Source organism: Labrys sp. Lb11 (genome assembly GCF_057554225.1).
Map to the genome: position 1 here is coordinate 33,780 of NZ_BAAJOT010000001.1, position 19,850 is coordinate 53,629.

Genomic DNA, 19,850 nt, shown 5'->3' on the forward strand with positions numbered 1-19,850 from the left:
CAGCCTGTCAATGATTAGTCATAATGAATGAATAATCGGATCCTTGCGATGCCGGGGGCGGCCGCGCGATGATCCCGGCGCGGCCGAACCGGTCCGGCCGCGTTTCCGACGAGATGGCGAGATGCGATCAGTCCTGTGCTACGGCGACTCGAACACGCACGGACAGATGCCCGGACGCGGGCCTCTGGACCGGTTCGCGCGCGACATCCGCTGGCCCGGCGTGCTGCAGCGCGAGCTCGGTCCGAAATGGCATGTGATCGAGGAGGGGCTGAGCGGCAGGACGACGGTGCATGACGATCCTATCGAGGGGGCGCACAAGAACGGCCGCACCTATCTCAAGCCCTGCCTGCAGAGCCACGCCACGCTCGACCTCGTCATCATCATGCTCGGCACGAACGACCTGAAGGTGCGGTTCAACAAACCGGCCTCCGAGGTCGCGATGGGCATCGGCTGCCTGATCTACGACATCCGGGAACTGGCACCTGGGCCGAAAGGCGCCGTCCCCGAGATCATGATCGTGGCGCCGCCGCCGATCCTCGAGGACATCCGGGAGTGGAAGTCGATCTTCGCGGGCGCCTACGAGAAATCCCATGAGCTCGCGCTCGAGTTCGAGATCATGGCGGACTCCCTCGGCGTGCATTTCTTCAACGCCGGCGCGGTGTGCCGGTGCGATCCGGAGGACGGTTTTCACATCGGCGCCGAAGCGCATCGGGCTCTCGGCGCCGCGCTGGCGCAGGAAGTCGAGGCCATCGGCTGGCTCGCCGATCCATGACAGGCACGGGCCGTCCTCCGGACGGCATGTCCCGCTCGAAGATGAGGTTTTCCCGTGCCTGACATGAGGTTCGCTCCGCCGAATCCGCTGCGGATCGCCGATCGCGCCAGCGGCCTCAACGCGCCCAGCGTGCGGAGCTACAACGAGCGGCTGGTCCTGTCGCTGCTGCTGCAGAACGAGGGGACGACCCGCCTGGAGATCGGGGAGAAGACCGGCCTGTCGGCGCAGACGGTGTCCGTGATCGTCCGCTCGCTCGAGGCGGAGGGGCTGGTCGCCAAGGGCGAGGCGCAGCGCGGCCGCGTCGGTCCGCCGACCATTCCCCTGATGCTCAACCCGGACGGCGCCTTCTCTCTCGGCCTGAGCTTCGGGCCGGCGGCCGCCGACGTCGTGGTGATCGATTTCGTCGGCGGCATCCGCTTCCACCGGGCCTATGCCTATGCGCAGTTGCGCCCCGGCAGCCCGGGACCGCTCCTGCGCGCGCCCATCGAAGAGGCGCTGAACGCCGTTCCCGCCGCGCTGCGGCCGCGCATCGCCGGCATCGGCCTGGCCGTGCCCGACGAGGGCGCGGTCGGCGTCGGCGCGGCCTCGGTCCTCGGCGACGACCTGCCGGAGGCGCAGCGGCGGATGGAGCGGGAGTTCGAGCTGCCCGTCTTCATGCAGAACGAGATCACAGCGGCGGCGGGCGGCGAAAGCCTGTTCGGCGTCGCCCGCCACCTGTCCGATTTCGTCTTCTTCTACCTCGGGTCGCGGCTGCATGGCCGCCTGATCCTGAACCACCGGATCCACAACGGCAGGACGGCCGCGGGCCACGACGTCGGCCTCGACGATGTCGGGCGTTCGCTCGCACCCTTCGGCCTGGAGGCCCTGGCGCGCGATCCCTGGCTCGACATGCCCGGCGAAGCCGGTGGCGCCGGCCGGGCCTGGCTGGCGCGATGCCGGTCGAGGATCGTGGATTCGGTGTCGGCGCTGCTCGACTTCATCGAGCTCAGATCGCTGGTGCTGTCGACCTATGCGCCGTCCCACGTTGCCGAGCGCCTGCGCGACGAGCTGGTGCTCGCCCTGCCGGGGCTCGAGGTGCTGCTGGGGCGCGACCGCACGGCCCCGAAGGCCTGGGGCGCGGCGAGCCTGCCCTACCACTCCCGCTTCATGGTGCAATGATCCGCGCGACGCCGCCTCAGGCGCCGCCCCGCTCATACGTCACCTGCCCCCCGCAGATCGTCGCCGCGACCTTCAGCCCGTCGATCGCCTCGGCCGGCACCGCCTCGATATCCCCCGTCAGCACCACCAGGTCCGCCATCGCGCCCGGCTTCAGCACACCCTTTCTCTCCTCGGCGAATTCGGCGAAGGCGCCGTCGGTGGTGAAGCCGGCGATCGCATCCGTCAGGCTCTGGCGTTCGTCCGGCGCGCCGGCGAAGGCGGGTCCGCGGGTGACCGCCGTCCTGATGCCGAGCAGCGGGTCGAGCGGGGCGACCGGCCAGTCGCTGGCGAAGACCAGGCGGGCGCCGGTGCGGCGGATGGTTTGCCAGGCATAGCCGGTCATCATCCGTTCGCGGCCGACCATGGAGAGGATCGGCTCGACCGGATAGGCTCCGCCCGGCGCATGGGTCGGCTGCATCGAGGCCAGCACGCCGAGCTCCGCGAAGCGCGGCAGGTCGGCCGGCCGCAGCATCTCGATATGCTCGATGCGATGGCGGCTGTCGCGGCGGCCATTGGCGCGCCGCGCCGCCTCGTAGCCGTCGAGCGTGCGGGCGACGGCGGCGTCGCCGATGGCGTGCACGGCGATCTGCAGGCCGTGCCGGTCGGCGGCGATACAGATGGCGTCGAACGCGTCCGGCTCGAAGAAGGACGAGCCGCGAACGTCCGGCATGCCGCAATAGTCCTCGAACATGTGGGCGGTGGTCGATTCGATCACGCCGTCCATGAAGATCTTGACGAAGTCGCTCTTCAGCCGGTCGGAGCGCCAGCGCGTCCGTATCTCCACCGCCTTGTCCAGCTCCGACAGGGCCATGCCCGGCAGCATCCGGAACGGCACGCGGCCGCGCACCGTCAGCCCGCCCTCCCGCTCGATCTCCTCCAGGAGCTCGAGCTGGTAGACGTTGCCGTCCATGTTGTGGAAGCTGGTGATGCCGAGCGAAGCGCAATAGGCCAGGCCCCGGCGCAGGATGTCGCGGTCGACGGCGCGCTGCGCCGGGGTCGGGGGTATCCGCGGCTCGTGGCCGGTGAGGCCGAGCATCTCGCGCCCGCCGGTCGGCGTCAGGTCGGTGATCGGGGCGAAGCCCTCGAACTCGCGCAGTTCGCCGGTCGCCAGCCCGTCGGCGCCCATGACGATCTCGCTGCCGGGCGGCGTGGCGCGGCCATGCAGGACGCCGGCTGCCGCCAGCGCCGCCGTGTTCGCCCACATGGTGTGATGGTCGCTGGCGAACAGGGCCAGCGGCCGGTCGGGCAGGACGCGGTCGAGCAGATGGCGGGTGATCGGCTCGTTCTCGCCGAACATGAAATAGGCGGCCTGCTCGGCGATCAGGACCTTGGTGTCCGGTTCCGCGCCGGCCCGCGAGCGCACCGCCGCGGCGATGGCCTCGAATCCGGTCACGCCGGCCAGCGACAGGCTGGCGAGCTGCGCCCCGCCGGCGAAGAGATGGATGTGGCTGTCGATGAAGCTGGGCAGCACGGAATGGCCGCCGGCATCGATGCGCCGCGTCGCCGGCCCGGCCAGCGCCGCCAGCTCGGCACGGCTGCCGACGGCCAGGATGGCGCCGTCCTTCAGCGCCACCGCCCCGGCTCGCGGCCGCGCCGGATCCATGGTCAGCACCCGGGCGTTCTCGACGATCATGTCGGCAATGGTCATGGCTGTGCGTCCTCCCGGCACATTCATATCGACCCGCCTTGCCGGAAGCCAAGTCGTCACCTAGGCTGCGTTCATCGCCGCATCGGGAGGCCCTGCCGCCCGCCGCGGCGACAACGATAAACACGGGTGCAGAGCATGCCGGAGCTTGCCGGGGCGGGGGACAAGCGCGTTGCGGTCGAGGCGCGAGGCATCGTCAAGGCGTTCGGCCAGGGGCCGGGCGCCACGCGGGCGCTCGACGACGTCTCCATCGCCATCCGCGAGAACGAGTTCTTCACGCTGCTCGGCCCCTCGGGCTGCGGCAAGACCACGCTGCTGCGCCTGATCGCCGGCTTCGAGTATCCGACCGAGGGAGCGATCCTGCTGCACGGCGAGGACATCGCCGGGCTGCCGCCGTTCAAGCGGCCCGTCAACACGGTGTTCCAGAGCTACGCGCTCTTTCCCCACCTCACCGTCGCGGAGAACGTCGCCTTCGGCCTGGAGATGCTCGGCCGGCCGAAGGGTGAGATCGCGTCCCGCGTCGCGGCCATGCTGAAGCTGGTGCACATGGAGGAGCTCGGCAAGCGCCGTACCGACCAGATCTCCGGCGGCCAGGCCCAGCGCGTCGCGCTCGCCCGGGCGCTGGCGCCGAGCCCGAAGGTGCTGCTGCTCGACGAGCCGCTCTCGGCGCTCGACTACAAGCTGCGCAAGGAGATGCAGATCGAGCTCAAGCGCATGCAGCACGAGACCGGCATCACCTTCATCTTCGTCACCCACGACCAGGAGGAAGCGCTCACCATGTCCGACCGCATCGCGGTCATGTCCAAGGGCAAGGTGCTGCAGGTCGGGGCGCCGCGGGACATCTACGAGCACCCGGCCGACCGCTTCGTCGCCAACTTCATCGGCGAGACCAATTTCCTCGACGGCGAGCTGCAGGGCGCCGGCGAGGGCGGGGGCGAGGTCCGGCTCGATGCCGGCGCCCGCATCCGCGCCGGCCTGCCGCGCGAGGCCGTGCCTTCGGGGCGTGTCACCGTGGTCGTCCGGCCCGAGCATGCCGAGATCGCCGCCGCGGCGGCCGAGGGCGACCTGACCGGCCATCTGGAGAACATCGTCTATTCCGGCATCGACACCCAGTTCCACGTTCGCCTCGGCTCCGGCGACGTCTTCCTGGTGCGCACGCCGAACCGGCGCGGCACCGCGCCGCGCTTCGATGTCGGGCAGACGATCGCGGTCCGCATCCAGGACGGGGCGGCCCAGGTGTTGAGGCACTGATGGCGACGGCAGCCGGCCAGGCCGCGCGGGCAGCCGCCAGGCGCGGTATCGTCAACCGCTGGCTGCTGTCGGCGCCGGCGCTGCTCATCATCCTGTTCGCGGCGATCGGCCCGCTCTTCGTGATGCTGGCCTATTCCTTCATGGTGAAGGGCGACTACGGCGACGTGAAGCCGGGCCAGTACTCGCTCGACGGCTGGTTCTCGGTGTTCTTCCAGCGCGACATCTTCGACGACACCCTCACCCTGGCCGACGCCCACCTGTCGATCTTCTGGCGCTCGCTGCGCCTGTCGCTGATCACGACGGCAGTGACCCTGCTGCTCGGCTTCCCCACCGCCTATTTCATCGCCACGCGCCCGCGGCATACCCGCGAGGTCTGGGTGTTCCTGATCACCATCCCGTTCTGGACCAACCTCCTGATCCGCACCTTCGCCATGCAGCAGGTGATCCGCAACGAGGGCATCCTCAACACGCTGCTGATGGCCACCGGCGTCATCCGCGAGCCGCTGCAGATCATGTACACCGACACGGCGATCCTGTTCGGCATGGTCTATGTCTATCTGCCGCTGATGGTTCTGCCGCTCTATGCCAGCATGGAGAAGCTCGACTTCCGGCTGATCGAGGCCGGCTACGACCTCTATGCCGGCCGGCTCAGCGTGCTGTGGCGCATCATCATCCCGCTGGTCAGGCCGGGCATCGTCGCCGGCTCGATCCTGGTCTTCATCCCCTCGCTCGGCGCCTATGTCATCCCGCGCGTCCTCGGCGGCGGCAAGAACCTGATGCTCGGCAACCTGATCGAGCTGCAGTTCGGTTCCGGCCGCAACTGGCCGCTCGGCGCGGCGCTGTCGATCACGCTGATGATCATCGTCATGGTCGCCCTGCTCGTCTATGTGCGCAACGCCTCGCGTTCGGGAGGCAGCCATGGCTAGCCGGCGGTTCGACATTCGCGTGCAGCCCGGCTTCGCCGCCACGGCGATGCTGACCTTCGTCCTGCTCTACCTGCCGATCGTCACGCTGGTCGCCTATGCCTTCAACGCCAGCGAGTCGGTGACGGTATGGCAGGGCGTGTCGCTGCGCTGGTTCGTCACCGCCTCGCAGAACGCGGACGTGCAGGACGCGGCGATCCTGTCCTTCGTCATCGCCATGTCAGCCGCCACGGTCGCCACCATCACCGCCACCATGGCGGCGCTGGCGACGACGCGCACCGCGCCCTATCCGGGCCTCGGCTTCAAGTATGCCTTCATCAACCAGCCGCTGATGGTGCCCGAAATCGTCACGGCGGTGGCGCTGCTGATCGTGTTCTCGCGGATCAAGGTGTGGACCGGCTATTCCGGCCTGGGCTACCTCATCATCGCGCACACCGCCTTCTGCATCCCCTTCGCCTATCTGCCGATCCGCGCCCGCCTGGAGAGCATGGACCTGACGCTGGAGCGGGCCGCGGCCGACCTCTACGCCACGCCCTGGATGACGTTCCGGCGGGTGACGCTGCCGCTGCTGCGGCCGGGCGTCATCGCCGGCTTCATGCTCGCCTTCGTCATCTCCCTGGACGACGTCGTCATCACCGAGTTCGTCAAGTCGGGCGGCCAGGACACGCTGCCCACCTACATGCTCGGCCAGCTGCGCCGCTCCGTCACGCCGGAGGTCAACGCCATCGCCACGGCGTTCCTGGCCCTGTCCGTCCTGCTGGTGACCGCGTTCTTCTTCATCAACCGCAAGAAAACCTGAACCCAAGCCAATGGAGAGGGACATGAGGTGGAAGACGACGGCTGCGGCAGCAGCCTTGGCGATCCTTGGATTCGCCGGCAGCGCCGCGGCGGACGGCGCGCTCAACATCTACAATTGGGGCGACTACACCAGCCCCGAGATGATCAAGAAGTTCGAGAAGACCTACAACGTCAAGGTCACCATCACCGACTATGATTCCAACGACACGGCGCTGGCCAAGGTGCGGGCCGGCGGCCACGGCTTCGACATCGTCGTGCCCTCGGCCAATTACGTGCCGATCTGGGTCAAGGAGGGTCTGCTGCTCGAGGCCCGGCCCGACCAGATGGAGAACTTCAAGAACGTCGATCCGCGCTGGGTCGACGTGGACTGGGACAAGGGCCGCCACTACACCGTGCCGTGGCAGTGGGGCCTGACCGGCATCGGCGTCAACAAGAAGGTCTATGGCGGCGACATCAACACCTCCGCCATCTTCCTCGACCCGCCGCCCGAGCTCGTCGGCAAGATCAACGTCGCGCCCGAGATGAACGACGTGCTGTTCGCCACCATCAAATATCTCGGCGGCAAATGGTGTACGGACGACAAGGAGCTTTTGAAGAAGGTCCGCGACAAGCTGATCGAGGCCAAGCCGAAATGGCTGGCCATGGACTACAGCGTCACCGAGAAGCTGCCGGCCGGAGACTATGCCGGGGTCTACTACTGGAACGGCGCCATCTTCCGCTCGCGGCTGAAGAACCCGGACATCGCCTTCGGCTATCCGAAGGAGGGCTTCCCCTACTTCATGGACAGCGTCGCTATCCTCAAGGACGCCAAGAACGTCGAGAACGCCAAGCTGTTCATGAACTTCATCATGGATCCCGAGAACGCCGCGATGCTCTCGGCCTTCGCCAAATACGCCAACGGCATCAAGGGGTCGGAGAAGTTCATGCCGGAGGAGATGCGCACGGCGCCCGAGCTGGTGGTGCCGGCGGAATTCCAGGACAAGGGCGAGTTCCTGACCACCTGTCCGCCGGAGGTGAGCGCGCTCTATGCCCGCATCTGGACCGATGTGAACAAGTGACCGGCATTGGAGGGCATGATCGTGGCGCAGCCTGGCATGAGCGACCCGACGGCCCTCGCCGCCGAAATCCTCTCGCGGGCGATCGCCGCCCGCGAGATCTCCTGCGCCGAGGTGATGGCCGCCTTCCTCGACCGCATCGAGCGCCTCAACCCGGCCCTCAACGCCATCGTCTCGCTCCGGCCACGCGACGAACTGATCGCCGAGGCAAGGGCGGCCGATGCGGCGCCGCGGCGCGGGCCGCTGCACGGCCTTCCCTTCGCCGTCAAGGACCTGGTCGAGACGGCCGGCATCCGCACCACCCATGGCTCGCCGCTCTACGCCGATCACGTGCCGGATGCGGACGACCTGCTGGCCGCCCGCATCCGTGCCGGCGGCGCCATCCTGATCGGCAAGACCAACACGCCCGAATTCGGCCTGGGCTCGCACAGCTTCAACCCGGTCCACGGCGTCACCCGCAACCCCTACGACCTGTCGAGGACCGCGGGCGGTTCCAGCGGCGGGGCGGCGGCGGCGCTGGCGGCGCGGCTCGTGCCGCTCGCCGACGGCTCCGACACCATGGGCTCGCTGCGCAATCCCGCCGCCTTCTGCAACGTCTACGGCTTCCGGCCGAGCTTCGGGCGGATCCCGCGCGATCCCGTCGGCGACCTGTTCCTCAACCAGATCTCGACCGACGGCCCGATGGCGCGCACCGTGCGCGACCTCGCCTTGCTGCTCGACGTCATGGCCGGTCCGGTGGCGCATGACCCGCACGCGCTGCCGGCGCATCCCTCCTTCCTCGCCGGGCTGGACGAGCCCTCGCGGGCCCGGCGCATCGGCTGGATCGGCGACTGGGCCGGCTATTTCGCCGTCGAGCCGGCGGTGCTGGAAACCTGCGAGGCGGCGCTGCGGACCTTTGCCGGGCTCGGCATGCAGGTCGAGCGCGTCGTGCCGCCCTTCGACCCGCGGCGCCTGTGGGACGCCTGGCTGGCGCTGCGCAGCTTCGCCAATGCCGGCGGCAAGCGCCAGCTCTACGTCGACCCGGCGACCCGCGCCCTGCTGAAGCCGGAGCTGATCTACGAGATCGAGAGCGGGCTCGCTGTCTCGGCCCTCGCGGTGCACGAGGGCAGCGCCGTCCGCTCCGAGTGGTTCGCGGTCGCCGCCGAGCTTTTCGAGACCTATGACGCCCTGGTGCTGCCCAGCGCCCAGCTCTTCCCCTTCGACGCCGGGATCCGCTGGCCGGATGTCGTCGCCGGGCGGACCATGACGACCTATCACCAATGGATGGAGATCGTCGTCCCGGCCTCGATCGCCGGCCTGCCGGCGCTGAACGTGCCGGCCGGCTTCTCGGCCGCCGGCCTGCCGATGGGCATGCAGCTGATCGGCCCGCGCGGCGCCGACCTCGCCGTGCTGCAGCTCGGCGAGGCCTATCACCGCGCGACCGACTGGCCCGGCCGCCGGCCGCCGCAACTGGCCGCGAGGTCCGACGCGCCATAGGCAAGGCCGATCGCGGCCGCGATGCACGAGCGGTCTCCGGGCCGGCGAGCGACCTTAGAGGGCCGCGCAGGGGGAGCGCCACTTGCCGTTTCGCCCGGCAACCCGCACTGTGGCCGGCCCCCGCACCCCGCACGGAGGTTGTCGATGGCCGAGGTCCTGCTGTTCCATCACGCGCAGGGGCTGACCGCGGGCGTGCACGCCTTCGCCGGCGATCTGCGAGCGGCCGGACACATCGTGCACACGCCCGACCTGTTCGACGGCCGTACCTTCCCCGGCATTGACGACGGCCTCGCCCATATCGGAGCGGTCGGCTTCGACGCCATGCGCGAGCGCGGTGTGCGCGCGGCCGACGCCCTGCCGCCCCGACTCGTCTATGCCGGCTTCTCCTTCGGGGTGCTGCCGGCGCAAACGCTCGCGCAGACGCGTCCCGGCGCCTGCGGGGCGCTGCTCTTCCATGCCTGTCTGCCCATCAGCGGCAAGTGGGCCGTCGGCCCCTGGCCGGACGGCGTCCCGGTCCAGATCCACGGCATGGACAACGATCCGTTCTTCGTCGGCGAGGGCGACGTCGACGCCGCTCGCGAGATCGTGGCCACGGTCGCCGACGCGGAGCTGTTCCTCTATCCCGGCGATCGGCACTATTTCGCGGACAGTTCGCTGCCGTCTTATGACGCCGATGCCGCAGCGCTGCTCACCCGGCGGGTGCTCGCGTTTCTCGGCCGGATGTAGACGGATCGGCCGGCCGCCACGGACGGAATTATTTTCCGCCCGTGTCGAAATGCCTGCCGCCCCGTGCGTCATCGGGGCGGCGGGGTGGTCCCGCCCAGGATGGAGAGAGTGATGCAGTACATGTTGATGATCTATTTCGACGAGGCCGTGATGCGGGCCGCCTCGCCGGAGGTGATGACCGATAGCCCGGACACCTACCAGGTGTCGGCCGCCTATCAGGCCTACACCGAGGCGCTGATCGCGGCCGGGGCGCGGGTGGCGGGCGAACGGCTGCGGCCGACCTCGACCGCCACCACCGTGCGCGTCGCCGACGGCAAGACCCACGTGCTGAACGGGCCCTATGCCGAGGCCAGGGAGCAGCTCGGCGGCTTCTACATCATCGACGTGCCGGATCTCGACGCGGCGCTGGCCTGGGCCGCCCGCTGTCCCGGCGCCAGCACCGGCGTCATCGAGGTGCGGCCGATCTGGCCGCACACCATGGCCAATGCGGCCTGAACCCGCGCCCGCCTGGGAGACGGCGGAGGCCGTGGCCCGTCGCAGCTACGGCCGTCTCGTCGCATCCCTCGCGGCGCGGATGCGCGACCTGGCCGGCGCGGAGGACGCCTTTTCCGACGCCTTCGCCGCCGCCCTGGTCGACTGGCCGGCAAAGGGCGTGCCGGCCAATCCGGAGGGGTGGCTGGTTGCGACGGCGCGCCGGCGGATGATCGATGCCGGTCGCCGCCGGGCGCGGGGCGAGAGCCTGGCCTGGGAGATGCAGCGGGTGGCCGGGGAGCTGGAGAGCATGGCCGCGGCGCCGGAACCGGTGCCGGATGAACGCCTGCGCCTGATGTTCGTCTGCGCCCATCCGGCCATCGACGCCGCCGTCCGTGCCCCGCTGATCCTGCAGACCGTGCTGGGCTGGGACGCGGCGACCATCGCCTCGGCCTTCCTGGTCGCCCCCGCCACCATGGGCCAGCGCCTGGTGCGCGCCAAGGCGAAGATCAGGCTGGCAGGCATCCCGTTCCGCGTGCCCGAGCGTTCGGAGCTGGCGCCGCGGCTGCAGGCCGTCCTCGATGCGATCTATGCCGTCTTCGCCGAGGGCTGGTCCGACCCGGCGGGAGCCGGCGGGCGCGGCGGCAACCTGGCGGCCGAGGGTATCTTCCTCGGCCGGTTGGTCGTGGCGCTGCTGCCGGGCGAGCCGGAGGCGCTCGGCCTGCTCGCGCTGATGCTGCATGCCGAGGCCCGGCGGCGGGCACGGCGCGATGCGTCGGGCGATTACGTGCCGCTGACCCTGCAGGACGTGGCGCGCTGGGATGCCGGACTGATCGAGGAAGCCGAGGCGCTGCTGCAACGCGCCGGCACCATGGGCGCGCCCGGCCGCTACCAGCTCGAGGCGGCGGTGCAATCCGCCCACGCCGTCCGCCGCCGCACCGGCGGTTCCGACTGGGTGGCGGTCGCGCGGCTGTACGGAGCGCTGTCGGCCCTCACCAATTCGCCGGTGGTCACCATCAACCGGGCGGTCGCCCTGGCCGAGTTGCAGGGCGCGGCAGCGGGGCTGCGGCTGCTCGATACCCTGGAGGGCGATGCACGCCTCGCGCAATACCAGCCCTATTGGGCGGCGCGGGCCGATCTGCTGCACCGCACGGGCGCCGTCGCCGCCGCGGCCGAAGCCTATCAGCGGGCGATCGGCCTGGAATCCGATGCCGCCGTGCGCCGCTTCCTGAAGCGGCGTTGTGACATGCTGCCGGATCGTCCGGATCTCAGCGGTGACGGAGGCCCCGCTTGATCTCCTGCACCAGGCCCGGCCCGCGATAGACCATGGCCGAGTAGATCTGCACCAGCGTCGCGCCGGCCGCGAGCTTCGCCTTCGCCGCCGCGGCCGAGTCGATGCCGCCGACGCCGACCAGCGGGAAACGGCCTTCGACGCGGGCCGCCGTCTGCGCCAGCATCCGGGTCGAGAGATCGAACAGCGGCGCGCCGGAGAGGCCGCCGGCCTCGGCGGCGACCGCCTTGTCGCGGAGGCTGTCCGGCCGTGAGATCGTGGTGTTGGAGACGATCATGCCGTCGAGGCCGCGGGCGAGCGCCACGGCGACGATGTCGTCGAGTTCGTCCAGCGTCAGGTCGGGGGCGATCTTCAGCAGCAGCGGCCGGCGCGGATGGCGCTGCGAGGCCTCGTCCCGCGCCGCCACCGACCGAGCCAGCAGGTCGTCCAGCGCCTCGCGTTTCTGCAGGTTGCGCAGGCCCGGCGTGTTGGGCGAGGAGACGTTGAGGGTGAAGTAGGAGGCGACGCCGGCGAAAGCGGCGATGCCGGCGGCATAGTCGGCCGCCTTGTCCTCGCTGTCCTTGTTGGCCCCGACATTCACCCCGACGATGCCGGCCGGCGGCCGGGCCGAAAGGCGCCCCAGCGCGTCGGCATGGCCGCGGTTGTTGAAGCCGAAGCGGTTGATCACGCCCTCGTCGGCCGGCAGGCGGAACAGGCGCGGGCGCGGATTGCCGTCCTGCGGCCGCGGCGTCAGGCTTCCGACCTCGACGAAGCCGAAGCCGAGCCGGAGCAGCGGGTCGACCGCCTCGGCGTTCTTGTCGAAGCCGGCAGCGACGCCGACCGGGTTGGGAAAGCGCAGGCCGAAAGCCTCCACCGCCAGCGCCGGATCGTCCTTGGGAGCCGGCGGCAGCGGCAGGACCTTCAGGGCGCGCAGCGTCAGATCGTGCGCCCGTTCGGCGTCGAGGCCGTGCAGCAGCGGGCGGACGAGCGGGTAGAGCGCGCCGATCATACGAGCGGCTCCGGGAAGACATGGCGGCCGTCCGGCCCGAGCGGCAACGGCTTGACCCACTGCACGGCGGCGAGCGGCAGGGAGCCGTAGAGGTGCGGGAACAGGGCGCCGCCGCGCGAGACCTCCCATTTCAGCGCCGGGCCGAGTCTGTCGGCCTCGACTGCCACCAACTGGAGGTCGGCCTGGCCGGCGAAATGCCGGGCCGCGGTCTCGCGCACCGTGCCGGCGTCGGAGAAATGGATGAAGCCGTCGGCGAGGTCGACCGGCGCACCGTCGAAGCGGCCCAGCGTCTCGGCCTCGTGCCACTGCGCGCTGGTGGCGATCTTGTAGATGGTCGGCATGGCCCTTCCCGTCAGATTTGCGTCCGCTTCCGGCCCGGCGTGATGACAAGCGTATTGATAGGTGATAAATCCTATCGCGTAGGTATCGTCGCCTAGGTTCCGCCAGGATCGCCCGATGCTCACCCACGCCCAGATCTGGAACGCCATCGATGCGCTGGCGGCTCGCCACGGGCTATCGGCTTCCGGCCTCGCCCGCAAGGCCGGCCTCGATGCCACCACCTTCAACAAGTCCAAGCGCATCACCGGCGACGGCCGGGCGCGCTGGCCCTCGACCGAGTCGGTCGCCAAGATCCTGGAGGCGACCGGTGATTCGCTCGACGCCTTCCTGAGCATCCTCGACCGGGCGCGGGAAAAGGCGCCGCGGCGCATTCCGATGATCGGGCTCGGCCAGGCTGGCGCGGACGGGCTGTTCGACGAGGCCGGCCTGCCCACCGGCAAGGGCTGGGACGAGACGGTGTTTCCCGGAACCGGCGACGAGCGCCTCTACGCTCTGGAGATTTCGGGCGAGGCCATGCAGCCGCTCTACCGCGACGGCGACGTGATCGTCGTGGCTCCGCAGACGCAGATCCGCAAGGGCGACCGCATCGTGGTCAGGACGCGGGGCGGCGAGGTGCTGGCCCGCGAGTTGAAGCGCCGCACGGCGCGGGTCGTCGAGCTCGTCGGCCTCGGCCCGACGGAAGGCGACCGGGTCCTGCAACAGGGCGAAATCGCGTCGATGGCGCGCATCGTCTGGGCCAGCCAGTAGCGGCGCGGCGATCCGGCGCCTAATACGCCCTTAATGCGGCCGTGATTATTCTGTTAAGGAGCATCGGCCTATTCGAGCGGATTGACGGGAGAGCGCCGACGCATGATCGAGGGACGGCGCGAACCGCATTTCGAGGACGAGCGAGGCGGTGCCGACATGCGCGTAACCCGGGACGATCGTCCGGCTCCGGCATCCATGGCCGAGACCGCCGGGCGAGGCAAGGTGCGCCGGGGGCGTCGCGAGGAGACCGGCCGGAACCGGGCCGCGGCGGAAGCGCCGGGCGGATCGCCTCGTCGCGGCGGTGGTGGCGAGCGCAAGCCGCGCCCGGGCCGCAAGCGCCGCTCCTTTTTCTGGCGGTTGTTCTACTGGGGCTTCGTCCTGTCGATCTGGGGCGTGCTCGCGGTCGGCGGACTGGTCGCCTGGTATGCCGCGCGGCTGCCCCCGATCCAGAACCTGGAGGTGCCGCAGCGCCCGCCCAACGTCCAGATCCTCGCTTCCGACGGCACCCCGATCGCCAATCGCGGCGACATGGGCGGGGCGGCGGTGTCGATCAAGAGCTTGCCGTCCTACGTGCCGGCGGCCTTCGTCGCCATCGAGGACCGGCGCTTCTACTCCCATTTCGGCATCGACCCGCTGGGCCTCGCCCGCGCCATGACGCGCAACCTGACCAGCGGCCAGGTCGAGCAGGGCGGCTCGACGCTGACCCAGCAGCTCGCCAAGAACCTGTTCCTGACCCAGGAGCGCAACATCGAGCGCAAGGTGCAGGAGGCGGTCCTGGCGCTATGGCTGGAGCACAAATACTCCAAGGATCAGATCCTGGAGATGTACCTCAACCGCGTCTATTTCGGCGCCGGCGCCTATGGCATCGAGGCGGCGGCGCAGCGCTATTTCGGCCGGCCGGCCTCGAAGCTGACCCTGCCTCAGGCCGCCATGCTGGCCGGCCTGGTCAAGGCGCCCTCGAAGCTGGCGCCCAACAGGAACGCCAAGGGCGCCCAGGAGCGGGCGGGGATCGTGCTCGACGCCATGGCCGACATGGGCGTGATCACCGGCAAGGACGCCAAGGCCGCGATCGCCAAGCCGGCCGTCGTCACCAGCCGGGCCGACAACTTCTCCGGCAACTATCCCGCCGACTGGGTGATGGACCTGCTCGACGACTATGTCGGGCCGCTGGAAACCGACGTCGTGGTCGACACCACCATCGATTCCAAGCTGCAGGTCGCGGCCGAGCAGGCGCTGACCCAGGCGCTCGACAAGAACGGCGCCAAACTCAATGTCGGCCAGGGCGCCGTGGTGGCGATGGAGCCGACCGGCGCGGTGCGCGCCCTGGTCGGCGGGCGTTCCTATGCCGCCAGCCAGTTCAACCGCGTCATCACCGCCCGGCGCCAGCCCGGCTCCACCTTCAAGCCCTTCGTCTACCTGGCGGCGCTGGATGCGGGCATGACGCCCGAGACCATCCGCGACGACGCCCCCGTCAGCCTCGCCGGCTGGCGTCCCGAGGACTTCTCGAAGGAGTATCGCGGCCCGGTGTCGCTAGCGACGGCGCTCGCCCTGTCGCTCAACACGGTGGCGGTGCGCTTGTGCGCCGAGGTCGGCCCGAAGGCGGTGGTGGCGGTGGCCCAGCGCCTCGGCATCGCCTCCAAGCTCGATCCCAACCCGTCCATCGCGTTGGGCACCTCCGAGGTGACGCCGCTGGAGATCACCTCCGCCTATGCGGTCTTCGCCAATGGCGGCCGCAGCATCATCCCCTACGTCGTCACCCGGGTGAAGAGCGTCTCGGGCAAGGTGCTCTACCAGCGCAACGCCCCGCCGATGCCCCAGGTGATCAGCGACGCCGAGGTCGGCATGATGAACGCGATGATGAGCCAGACGCTGACCATCGGTACCGCGCGCAAGGCGGCGCTGCCGGGCTGGCAGTCGGCGGGCAAGAGCGGCACCAGCCAGAACTACCGCGACGCCTGGTTCATCGGCTTCACCAGCCACATGGTCACGGCCGTCTGGCTCGGCAATGACGACGGCACCTCGACCCGGCGCATCACCGGCGGCAGCCTGCCGGCTTCGATCTGGAACACGTTCATGGTCGCCGCCCACAAGGGCCTGCAGCCGCAGCCGCTGCCCGGCCGGCCCTGGTCGCCGGCTCCGCCGCAGGATGCGAACCCCGTGGTCGCGGCGCAGCCCCAGCTCGACGGCGCCCCCGACGACCAGCCCGTGGCCATGACCCCCGCCCCGGCCGGCAACGGCGCCTGGCTGCCGCCCCAGGGCCCGAACCTCGGCGACTGGATCAAGCAGGTGGTCGGGCAGTAGCCCCGCTCAGATATCCGCCTCGAAGGCGTTGACGATGTGCAGCGGCCAGCGGCCGGGGGCGATGAAGACGGCGTCGAAGCGCAGGGTGCGGGTGGCATCCTCGGGATGGCGCGCCAGCCAGGCTCGCGCCGCGGCGGCGATACGACGCTGCTGCGTCAGGGTGATCGCCTCCTGCGCCATGGTCAGCTCGCTCCGCGCCTTGACCTCGACGAAGACCAGCACGCCGCCGCGGAGCGCCACCAGATCCGCCTCGCCGCCGGGCGTGCGAAAGCGCCGGGCCAGGACGCGGTAGCCCTTGAAGCGCAACAGCCAGGCGGCGCGGCCCTCGGCGCCAAGGCCGAAGCGGAAAGCGCGCCGCCGGCCGGTGAGGTCGCTCATCGGCGGATGCTCACGGGTCCTTGGCGCGCCGCGCAGCCGCCAGCTCCACCGCCCGGGCATAGACGTCGCGCCGGGGCAGGCCGAGCCGGGCGGCTACGGAGGCGGCGGCGTCCTTCACCGACAGGCTGTCGAGCGCCGAGGCCAGCGAGGCTTCCATCTCGTCGGCGCTCGCCTTCTCCTCGACCGGCGGGCCGACCACCACGACGATCTCGCCGCGCGTCTCCCCGCCGAGGGCGAAATCCGTCGCCAGCGACACCAGCGTGCCGCGATAGACGGTCTCGTAGGCCTTGGTCAGCTCGCGCGCCACGGTCGCGGCCCGGTCGCCCAGCACGGCCGCCATGGCGGCGAGGCTGTCGGCGAGGCGCGGCCCGCTCTCGTAGAACACCAGCGTCGCCGGCACCGTCTTGAGTTCGGCCAGGCGGTTGGCGCGCGCCCCGTCCTTGGGCGGCAGGAAGCCTTCGAAGAAGAAGCGGTCGGTCGGCAGCCCGGCCACGGTCAGCGCCGCCAGCGCCGCCGAGGCCCCCGGGGCGGAATAGACGGCGATGCCAGCCTCGATGGCATCGCGCACCAGCTTGTAGCCGGGGTCGGACACCATCGGCGTGCCGGCATCGGAGACCAGGGCAACGGTGGCGCCGTCGTCCAGGCGCTCCAGGATCTGCGGCCGCACGCGCGGGGCGTTGTGGTCGTTGTAGGGCACGAGGTCGGCCTCGATGCCGTAATGGTTGGTGAGACGGCTGGTGACGCGCGTGTCCTCGCACACCACGAGGTCGGCCGCGGCCAGGGTGGTGAGGGCGCGCAGGGTCACGTCGGCGAGGTTGCCGATCGGCGTCGCCACCACGTGCAGGCCGGGCTGGAGCGAGGGCGCGGCCAGGCGCTGGCCGTGCAGCGTGTAGCTGCGGCGGGCGGCGATATCGGCCGGGGGGCTGTCGGGAGGCATGGCGAGGGCCCTCGCGGAATTGTGGACGGCGGGCGGCGACGGCTTGGCGCGGACGCGGCCATCCCGCATGTTGAACCAGTATCATTCCAGCCGAGGTTCATGCAAAATCAACGGGTGCTTCGGCCGAATCCGGGGACGGATACCCCCGGCAGCACTCAGATGCCGTGCGTGGAGTCCGCCTTGAGTCACCAGCCCGACTGCTCCGACACGATCCCCGATCTTTCGCGTCGCGCCTCCATCCGCCTGCTCGGCCTCGGCGGCGCCGCGCTGCTGGCGGGCTGCACCTCGACCGAAACCATGATCAAGCCCGCCGGGCCGGCGGGGCGCTCCTTCGGCTCGGGCCCGGTGACGGTGGCGCTGCTGCTGCCGCTTTCGGCCGGCGGCGGCGGGGGAGCGGTCGGCACGGCCATCCGCAACGCCGCCGAGATGGCCATGTCCGAGTTCGTCCAGGGCCAGTTCCAGCTCGTGGTCAAGGACGACCTCGGCACCGCCGAAGGCGCCAGCGCCGCGGCCACGGCGGCGCTGGCGGAGGGCGCCCGCATCATCCTCGGTCCCGTCTTCGCTCCCGCGGTGCGGGCGGGCGGGGCGGTGGCGCGATCGGGCGGCGTGCCGATGATCGCCTTCTCCTCCGACGCCAGCGTTGCCGCGCCCGGCATCTATCTCCTGTCCTTCATGCCGCAGTCGGACGTCGACAGGATCGTCGCCTACGCTGCCGGCATCGGCAAGACCTCCTTCGCCGCCCTGATCCCGCAGACCGCCTACGGGACCGTGGTGCAGGGCGAGTTCCAGCAGGCCGTCTCGCGCCAGAATGCGCGGATCCTCGCCATCGAATCCTTCCCGATGGACCGCATGCAGATGCAGGGGCCGATCGCCCGCCTCGCCCAGGTCATGCGCGGCGGCCAGGCCGACGCACTGTTCATCCCGGAAGGCGGCGACGCCCTGCCGCTGGTCGTCCAGTCGCTCGGCGCGGCCGGCGTCAACACGCGCAGCGTGCAGCTCCTGGGCACCGGCGTCTGGGACGACAAGCGCGTCTTTGCCGAGCCGCTGCTGCAGGGCGGCCTCTATGCCGCGCCGGATGCCAGCGGCTTCCAGGCCTTTGCGGCGCGCTATCGTGCCCGCTTCGGCTCCGACCCGGTGCGTCTGGCGAGCCTTGGCTATGACGCCGTCTCCCTGGTCGCGGGCCTGCTCAAGGCCTATGGCGGCCAGGCCTTCGATCCGGCCAATCTCACCAATCCGTCCGGGTTCAGCGGCATCGACGGCGCCTTCCGCTTCCGTAGCGACGGCACCAACGAGCGCAGCCTCTCGGTGCTGCGCGTCACGCCGCAGGGCGGGCAGGTGGTCTCGCCCGCGGCGCGCAACTTCGTCTCCTGACCACGCATTCTGTCCGCCATGCCCGCACAAGACACCGACATCCTGCTCGTCGTCGACGTCCAGAACGATTTCTGCCCCGGCGGCGCCCTGGCCGTGCCGGAAGGCGATGCCGTGGTGCCGGTGATCAACCGCCTCGTCGGCCGCTTCGCCCATGTCGTGCTCACGCAGGACTGGCACCCCGCGGGCCATTCCTCCTTTGCCTCCAGCCATCCCGGCAAGGCGGCGTTCTCGACCGTGACCATGGCCTATGGCGAGCAGACGCTGTGGCCGGACCATTGCGTCCAGGGCACGGCCGGCGCCGCCTTCCGTGCCGATCTCGACACGACCCGGGCCGAGCTGGTGATCCGCAAGGGCTTTCGTAGCGCCATCGACAGCTACTCCGCCTTCTTCGAGAACGACCGCGTCACGCCCACCGGCCTTGCCGGCTATCTCAGGGAACGCGGCATGCGGCGCATCGTCTGCGTCGGCCTCGCCACGGACTTCTGCGTGCGGTTCTCCGCCGAGGATGCCCGCCGCCTCGGCTTCGAGGTGGTGGTCGCCGCCGATGCCTGCCGCGGCATCGATCTCGGCGGCTCGGTCGCCGCAGCGCTGGCGGCCCTGGCGGCGGCCGGAGTGGGGATCGTGGACAGCACGCGCGACTTCTCTTGAACAGCGCGGCATTCGGCGCAATCATGACGGAACGACGACACGGCGCGAGCCGTCTCGTCGTCCTGGTCGGCAGGCCGGATACCGCCGGTGCGGAATCCGAGCCGGTCATGCCGTCCAGGCCATGGAAGGAGGCGCCATGAGCGAGGTTGATCCGCCCGGAAGCTTGCAGGCGGGCGGCGCGGAGATCGCGATCTTCCCGGTCCAACGCCGCTCCGAGCCGCCCGCGATCTCGTTCGACCGTCACGAGCTTCGCCAGATCATGGGCCTCTACGGGCGCATGGTGGCGCTTGGCGAATGGCGCGACTATGCCATCGACTTCCTGCGCGACAAGGCGGTGTTCTCGATCTTCCGCCGGTCGTCCGAGATGCCGCTCTACCGGATCGTCAAGGACCCGGCGCTGGCCCGGCGCCAGGGCGCCTACGCCATCCTCACCCCCACCGGCATGATCCTCAAGCGCGGCCACGAGCTGGCGCGCGTGCTGCAGGCGATCGACAAGCCCGTGATGTCGGTGGTGCAGTGAGGTGACCGTGTCGGAT

Annotated in this window: 20 protein-coding genes; 15 read left to right on the forward strand and 5 right to left on the reverse strand. The window is 70.3% G+C overall.

The window, feature by feature from the left end; all coding sequences use genetic code 11:
* Window positions 1-121: 121 nt before the first annotated feature.
* Both AC27L4_RS00160 and AC27L4_RS00165 read left to right on the forward strand, forming a co-directional pair.
* On the forward strand, window positions 122-772 hold the full coding sequence (locus AC27L4_RS00160; protein ID WP_487139927.1) for an SGNH/GDSL hydrolase family protein: 651 nt from the start codon (window positions 122-124) through the stop codon (window positions 770-772).
* A gap of 63 nt (window positions 773-835) precedes the next feature.
* Complete coding sequence (locus AC27L4_RS00165) at window positions 836-1,930, forward strand: ROK family transcriptional regulator (RefSeq protein ID WP_487140923.1); 1,095 nt, start codon at window positions 836-838, stop codon at window positions 1,928-1,930.
* Window positions 1,931-1,946: 16 nt separating this feature from the next.
* Here AC27L4_RS00165 and AC27L4_RS00170 read toward each other — a convergent pair whose 3' ends face one another.
* Window positions 1,947-3,617, reverse strand: a complete 1,671-nt coding sequence (locus AC27L4_RS00170) for an amidohydrolase (RefSeq protein WP_487139928.1) — start codon at window positions 3,615-3,617, stop codon at window positions 1,947-1,949.
* 135 nt (window positions 3,618-3,752) lie between these two features.
* On the opposite strand from AC27L4_RS00170, the gene AC27L4_RS00175 reads away from it, so the two are divergent.
* The 8 genes from AC27L4_RS00175 to AC27L4_RS00210 all read left to right on the forward strand — a co-directional run bounded on the left by AC27L4_RS00175 (window position 3,753) and on the right by AC27L4_RS00210 (window position 11,608).
* Window positions 3,753-4,865 (forward strand): ABC transporter ATP-binding protein, encoded by a 1,113-nt coding sequence (locus AC27L4_RS00175; RefSeq protein WP_487140924.1) that lies wholly within the window; start codon window positions 3,753-3,755, stop codon window positions 4,863-4,865.
* Complete coding sequence (locus tag AC27L4_RS00180; RefSeq protein WP_487139929.1) at window positions 4,865-5,791, forward strand: ABC transporter permease; 927 nt, start codon at window positions 4,865-4,867, stop codon at window positions 5,789-5,791. Before AC27L4_RS00175 ends, AC27L4_RS00180 begins: the two co-directional genes overlap by 1 nt.
* Window positions 5,784-6,587 (forward strand): ABC transporter permease, encoded by an 804-nt coding sequence (locus AC27L4_RS00185; RefSeq protein ID WP_487139930.1) that lies wholly within the window; start codon window positions 5,784-5,786, stop codon window positions 6,585-6,587. The genes AC27L4_RS00180 and AC27L4_RS00185 overlap by 8 nt, the downstream gene beginning before the upstream one ends.
* A gap of 22 nt (window positions 6,588-6,609) precedes the next feature.
* A complete protein-coding gene (locus AC27L4_RS00190) occupies window positions 6,610-7,644 on the forward strand; it encodes an ABC transporter substrate-binding protein (RefSeq protein ID WP_487139931.1) in 1,035 nt (344 codons plus the stop codon).
* 36 nt (window positions 7,645-7,680) lie between these two features.
* Window positions 7,681-9,117, forward strand: coding sequence for an amidase (locus AC27L4_RS00195; protein WP_487139932.1), 1,437 nt, complete (start codon window positions 7,681-7,683; stop codon window positions 9,115-9,117).
* A gap of 144 nt (window positions 9,118-9,261) precedes the next feature.
* Window positions 9,262-9,843: a dienelactone hydrolase family protein gene (locus AC27L4_RS00200; RefSeq protein WP_487139933.1), complete on the forward strand. Its 582-nt coding sequence runs from the start codon at window positions 9,262-9,264 to the stop codon at window positions 9,841-9,843.
* Between the two features lie 111 nt (window positions 9,844-9,954).
* The gene (locus AC27L4_RS00205; protein ID WP_487139934.1) at window positions 9,955-10,338 is read left to right on the forward strand and encodes a YciI family protein; all 384 of its coding nucleotides are present in this window, start codon (window positions 9,955-9,957) and stop codon (window positions 10,336-10,338) included.
* Window positions 10,328-11,608 (forward strand): RNA polymerase sigma factor, encoded by a 1,281-nt coding sequence (locus tag AC27L4_RS00210; RefSeq protein WP_487139935.1) that lies wholly within the window; start codon window positions 10,328-10,330, stop codon window positions 11,606-11,608. Before AC27L4_RS00205 ends, AC27L4_RS00210 begins: the two co-directional genes overlap by 11 nt.
* Here AC27L4_RS00210 and AC27L4_RS00215 read toward each other — a convergent pair.
* Window positions 11,583-12,593: a quinone-dependent dihydroorotate dehydrogenase gene (locus AC27L4_RS00215; RefSeq protein ID WP_487139936.1), complete on the reverse strand. Its 1,011-nt coding sequence runs from the start codon at window positions 12,591-12,593 to the stop codon at window positions 11,583-11,585. The two genes, AC27L4_RS00210 and AC27L4_RS00215, sit on opposite strands and share 26 nt — an antisense overlap.
* Window positions 12,590-12,934, reverse strand: a complete 345-nt coding sequence (locus tag AC27L4_RS00220; RefSeq protein ID WP_487139937.1) for a DUF952 domain-containing protein — start codon at window positions 12,932-12,934, stop codon at window positions 12,590-12,592. The genes AC27L4_RS00215 and AC27L4_RS00220 overlap by 4 nt, the downstream gene beginning before the upstream one ends.
* Before the next feature lie 115 nt (window positions 12,935-13,049).
* Between AC27L4_RS00220 and AC27L4_RS00225 the strand changes: the two genes are divergently transcribed.
* The gene (locus tag AC27L4_RS00225) at window positions 13,050-13,679 is read left to right on the forward strand and encodes a S24 family peptidase (protein ID WP_487139938.1); all 630 of its coding nucleotides are present in this window, start codon (window positions 13,050-13,052) and stop codon (window positions 13,677-13,679) included.
* 102 nt (window positions 13,680-13,781) lie between these two features.
* Window positions 13,782-15,980 carry a transglycosylase domain-containing protein gene (locus AC27L4_RS00230; RefSeq protein ID WP_487139939.1) on the forward strand — a complete coding sequence of 733 codons (2,199 nt, stop codon included), beginning with the start codon at window positions 13,782-13,784 and terminating at the stop codon, window positions 15,978-15,980.
* 6 nt (window positions 15,981-15,986) lie between these two features.
* Here the strand turns inward: AC27L4_RS00230 and AC27L4_RS00235 are convergent, their stop codons facing one another.
* Entirely contained in the window at window positions 15,987-16,358 is a 372-nt protein-coding gene (locus AC27L4_RS00235; protein WP_487139940.1) for a YraN family protein, read from the reverse strand.
* 10 nt (window positions 16,359-16,368) lie between these two features.
* Entirely contained in the window at window positions 16,369-17,295 is a 927-nt protein-coding gene (gene rsmI / locus AC27L4_RS00240) for a 16S rRNA (cytidine(1402)-2'-O)-methyltransferase (protein ID WP_487139941.1), read from the reverse strand.
* A 180-nt stretch (window positions 17,296-17,475) separates the two neighbouring features.
* Here rsmI and AC27L4_RS00245 point away from each other — a divergent pair, with 180 nt between their 5' ends.
* The 3 genes from AC27L4_RS00245 to AC27L4_RS00255 all read left to right on the forward strand — a co-directional run bounded on the left by AC27L4_RS00245 (window position 17,476) and on the right by AC27L4_RS00255 (window position 19,834).
* Complete coding sequence (locus tag AC27L4_RS00245; RefSeq protein ID WP_487139942.1) at window positions 17,476-18,666, forward strand: penicillin-binding protein activator; 1,191 nt, start codon at window positions 17,476-17,478, stop codon at window positions 18,664-18,666.
* A gap of 18 nt (window positions 18,667-18,684) precedes the next feature.
* The gene (gene pncA / locus AC27L4_RS00250) at window positions 18,685-19,314 is read left to right on the forward strand and encodes a bifunctional nicotinamidase/pyrazinamidase (protein WP_487139943.1); all 630 of its coding nucleotides are present in this window, start codon (window positions 18,685-18,687) and stop codon (window positions 19,312-19,314) included.
* Between the two features lie 136 nt (window positions 19,315-19,450).
* Window positions 19,451-19,834 (forward strand): DUF2794 domain-containing protein, encoded by a 384-nt coding sequence (locus AC27L4_RS00255; protein WP_487139944.1) that lies wholly within the window; start codon window positions 19,451-19,453, stop codon window positions 19,832-19,834.
* Window positions 19,835-19,850 lie beyond the last annotated feature (16 nt).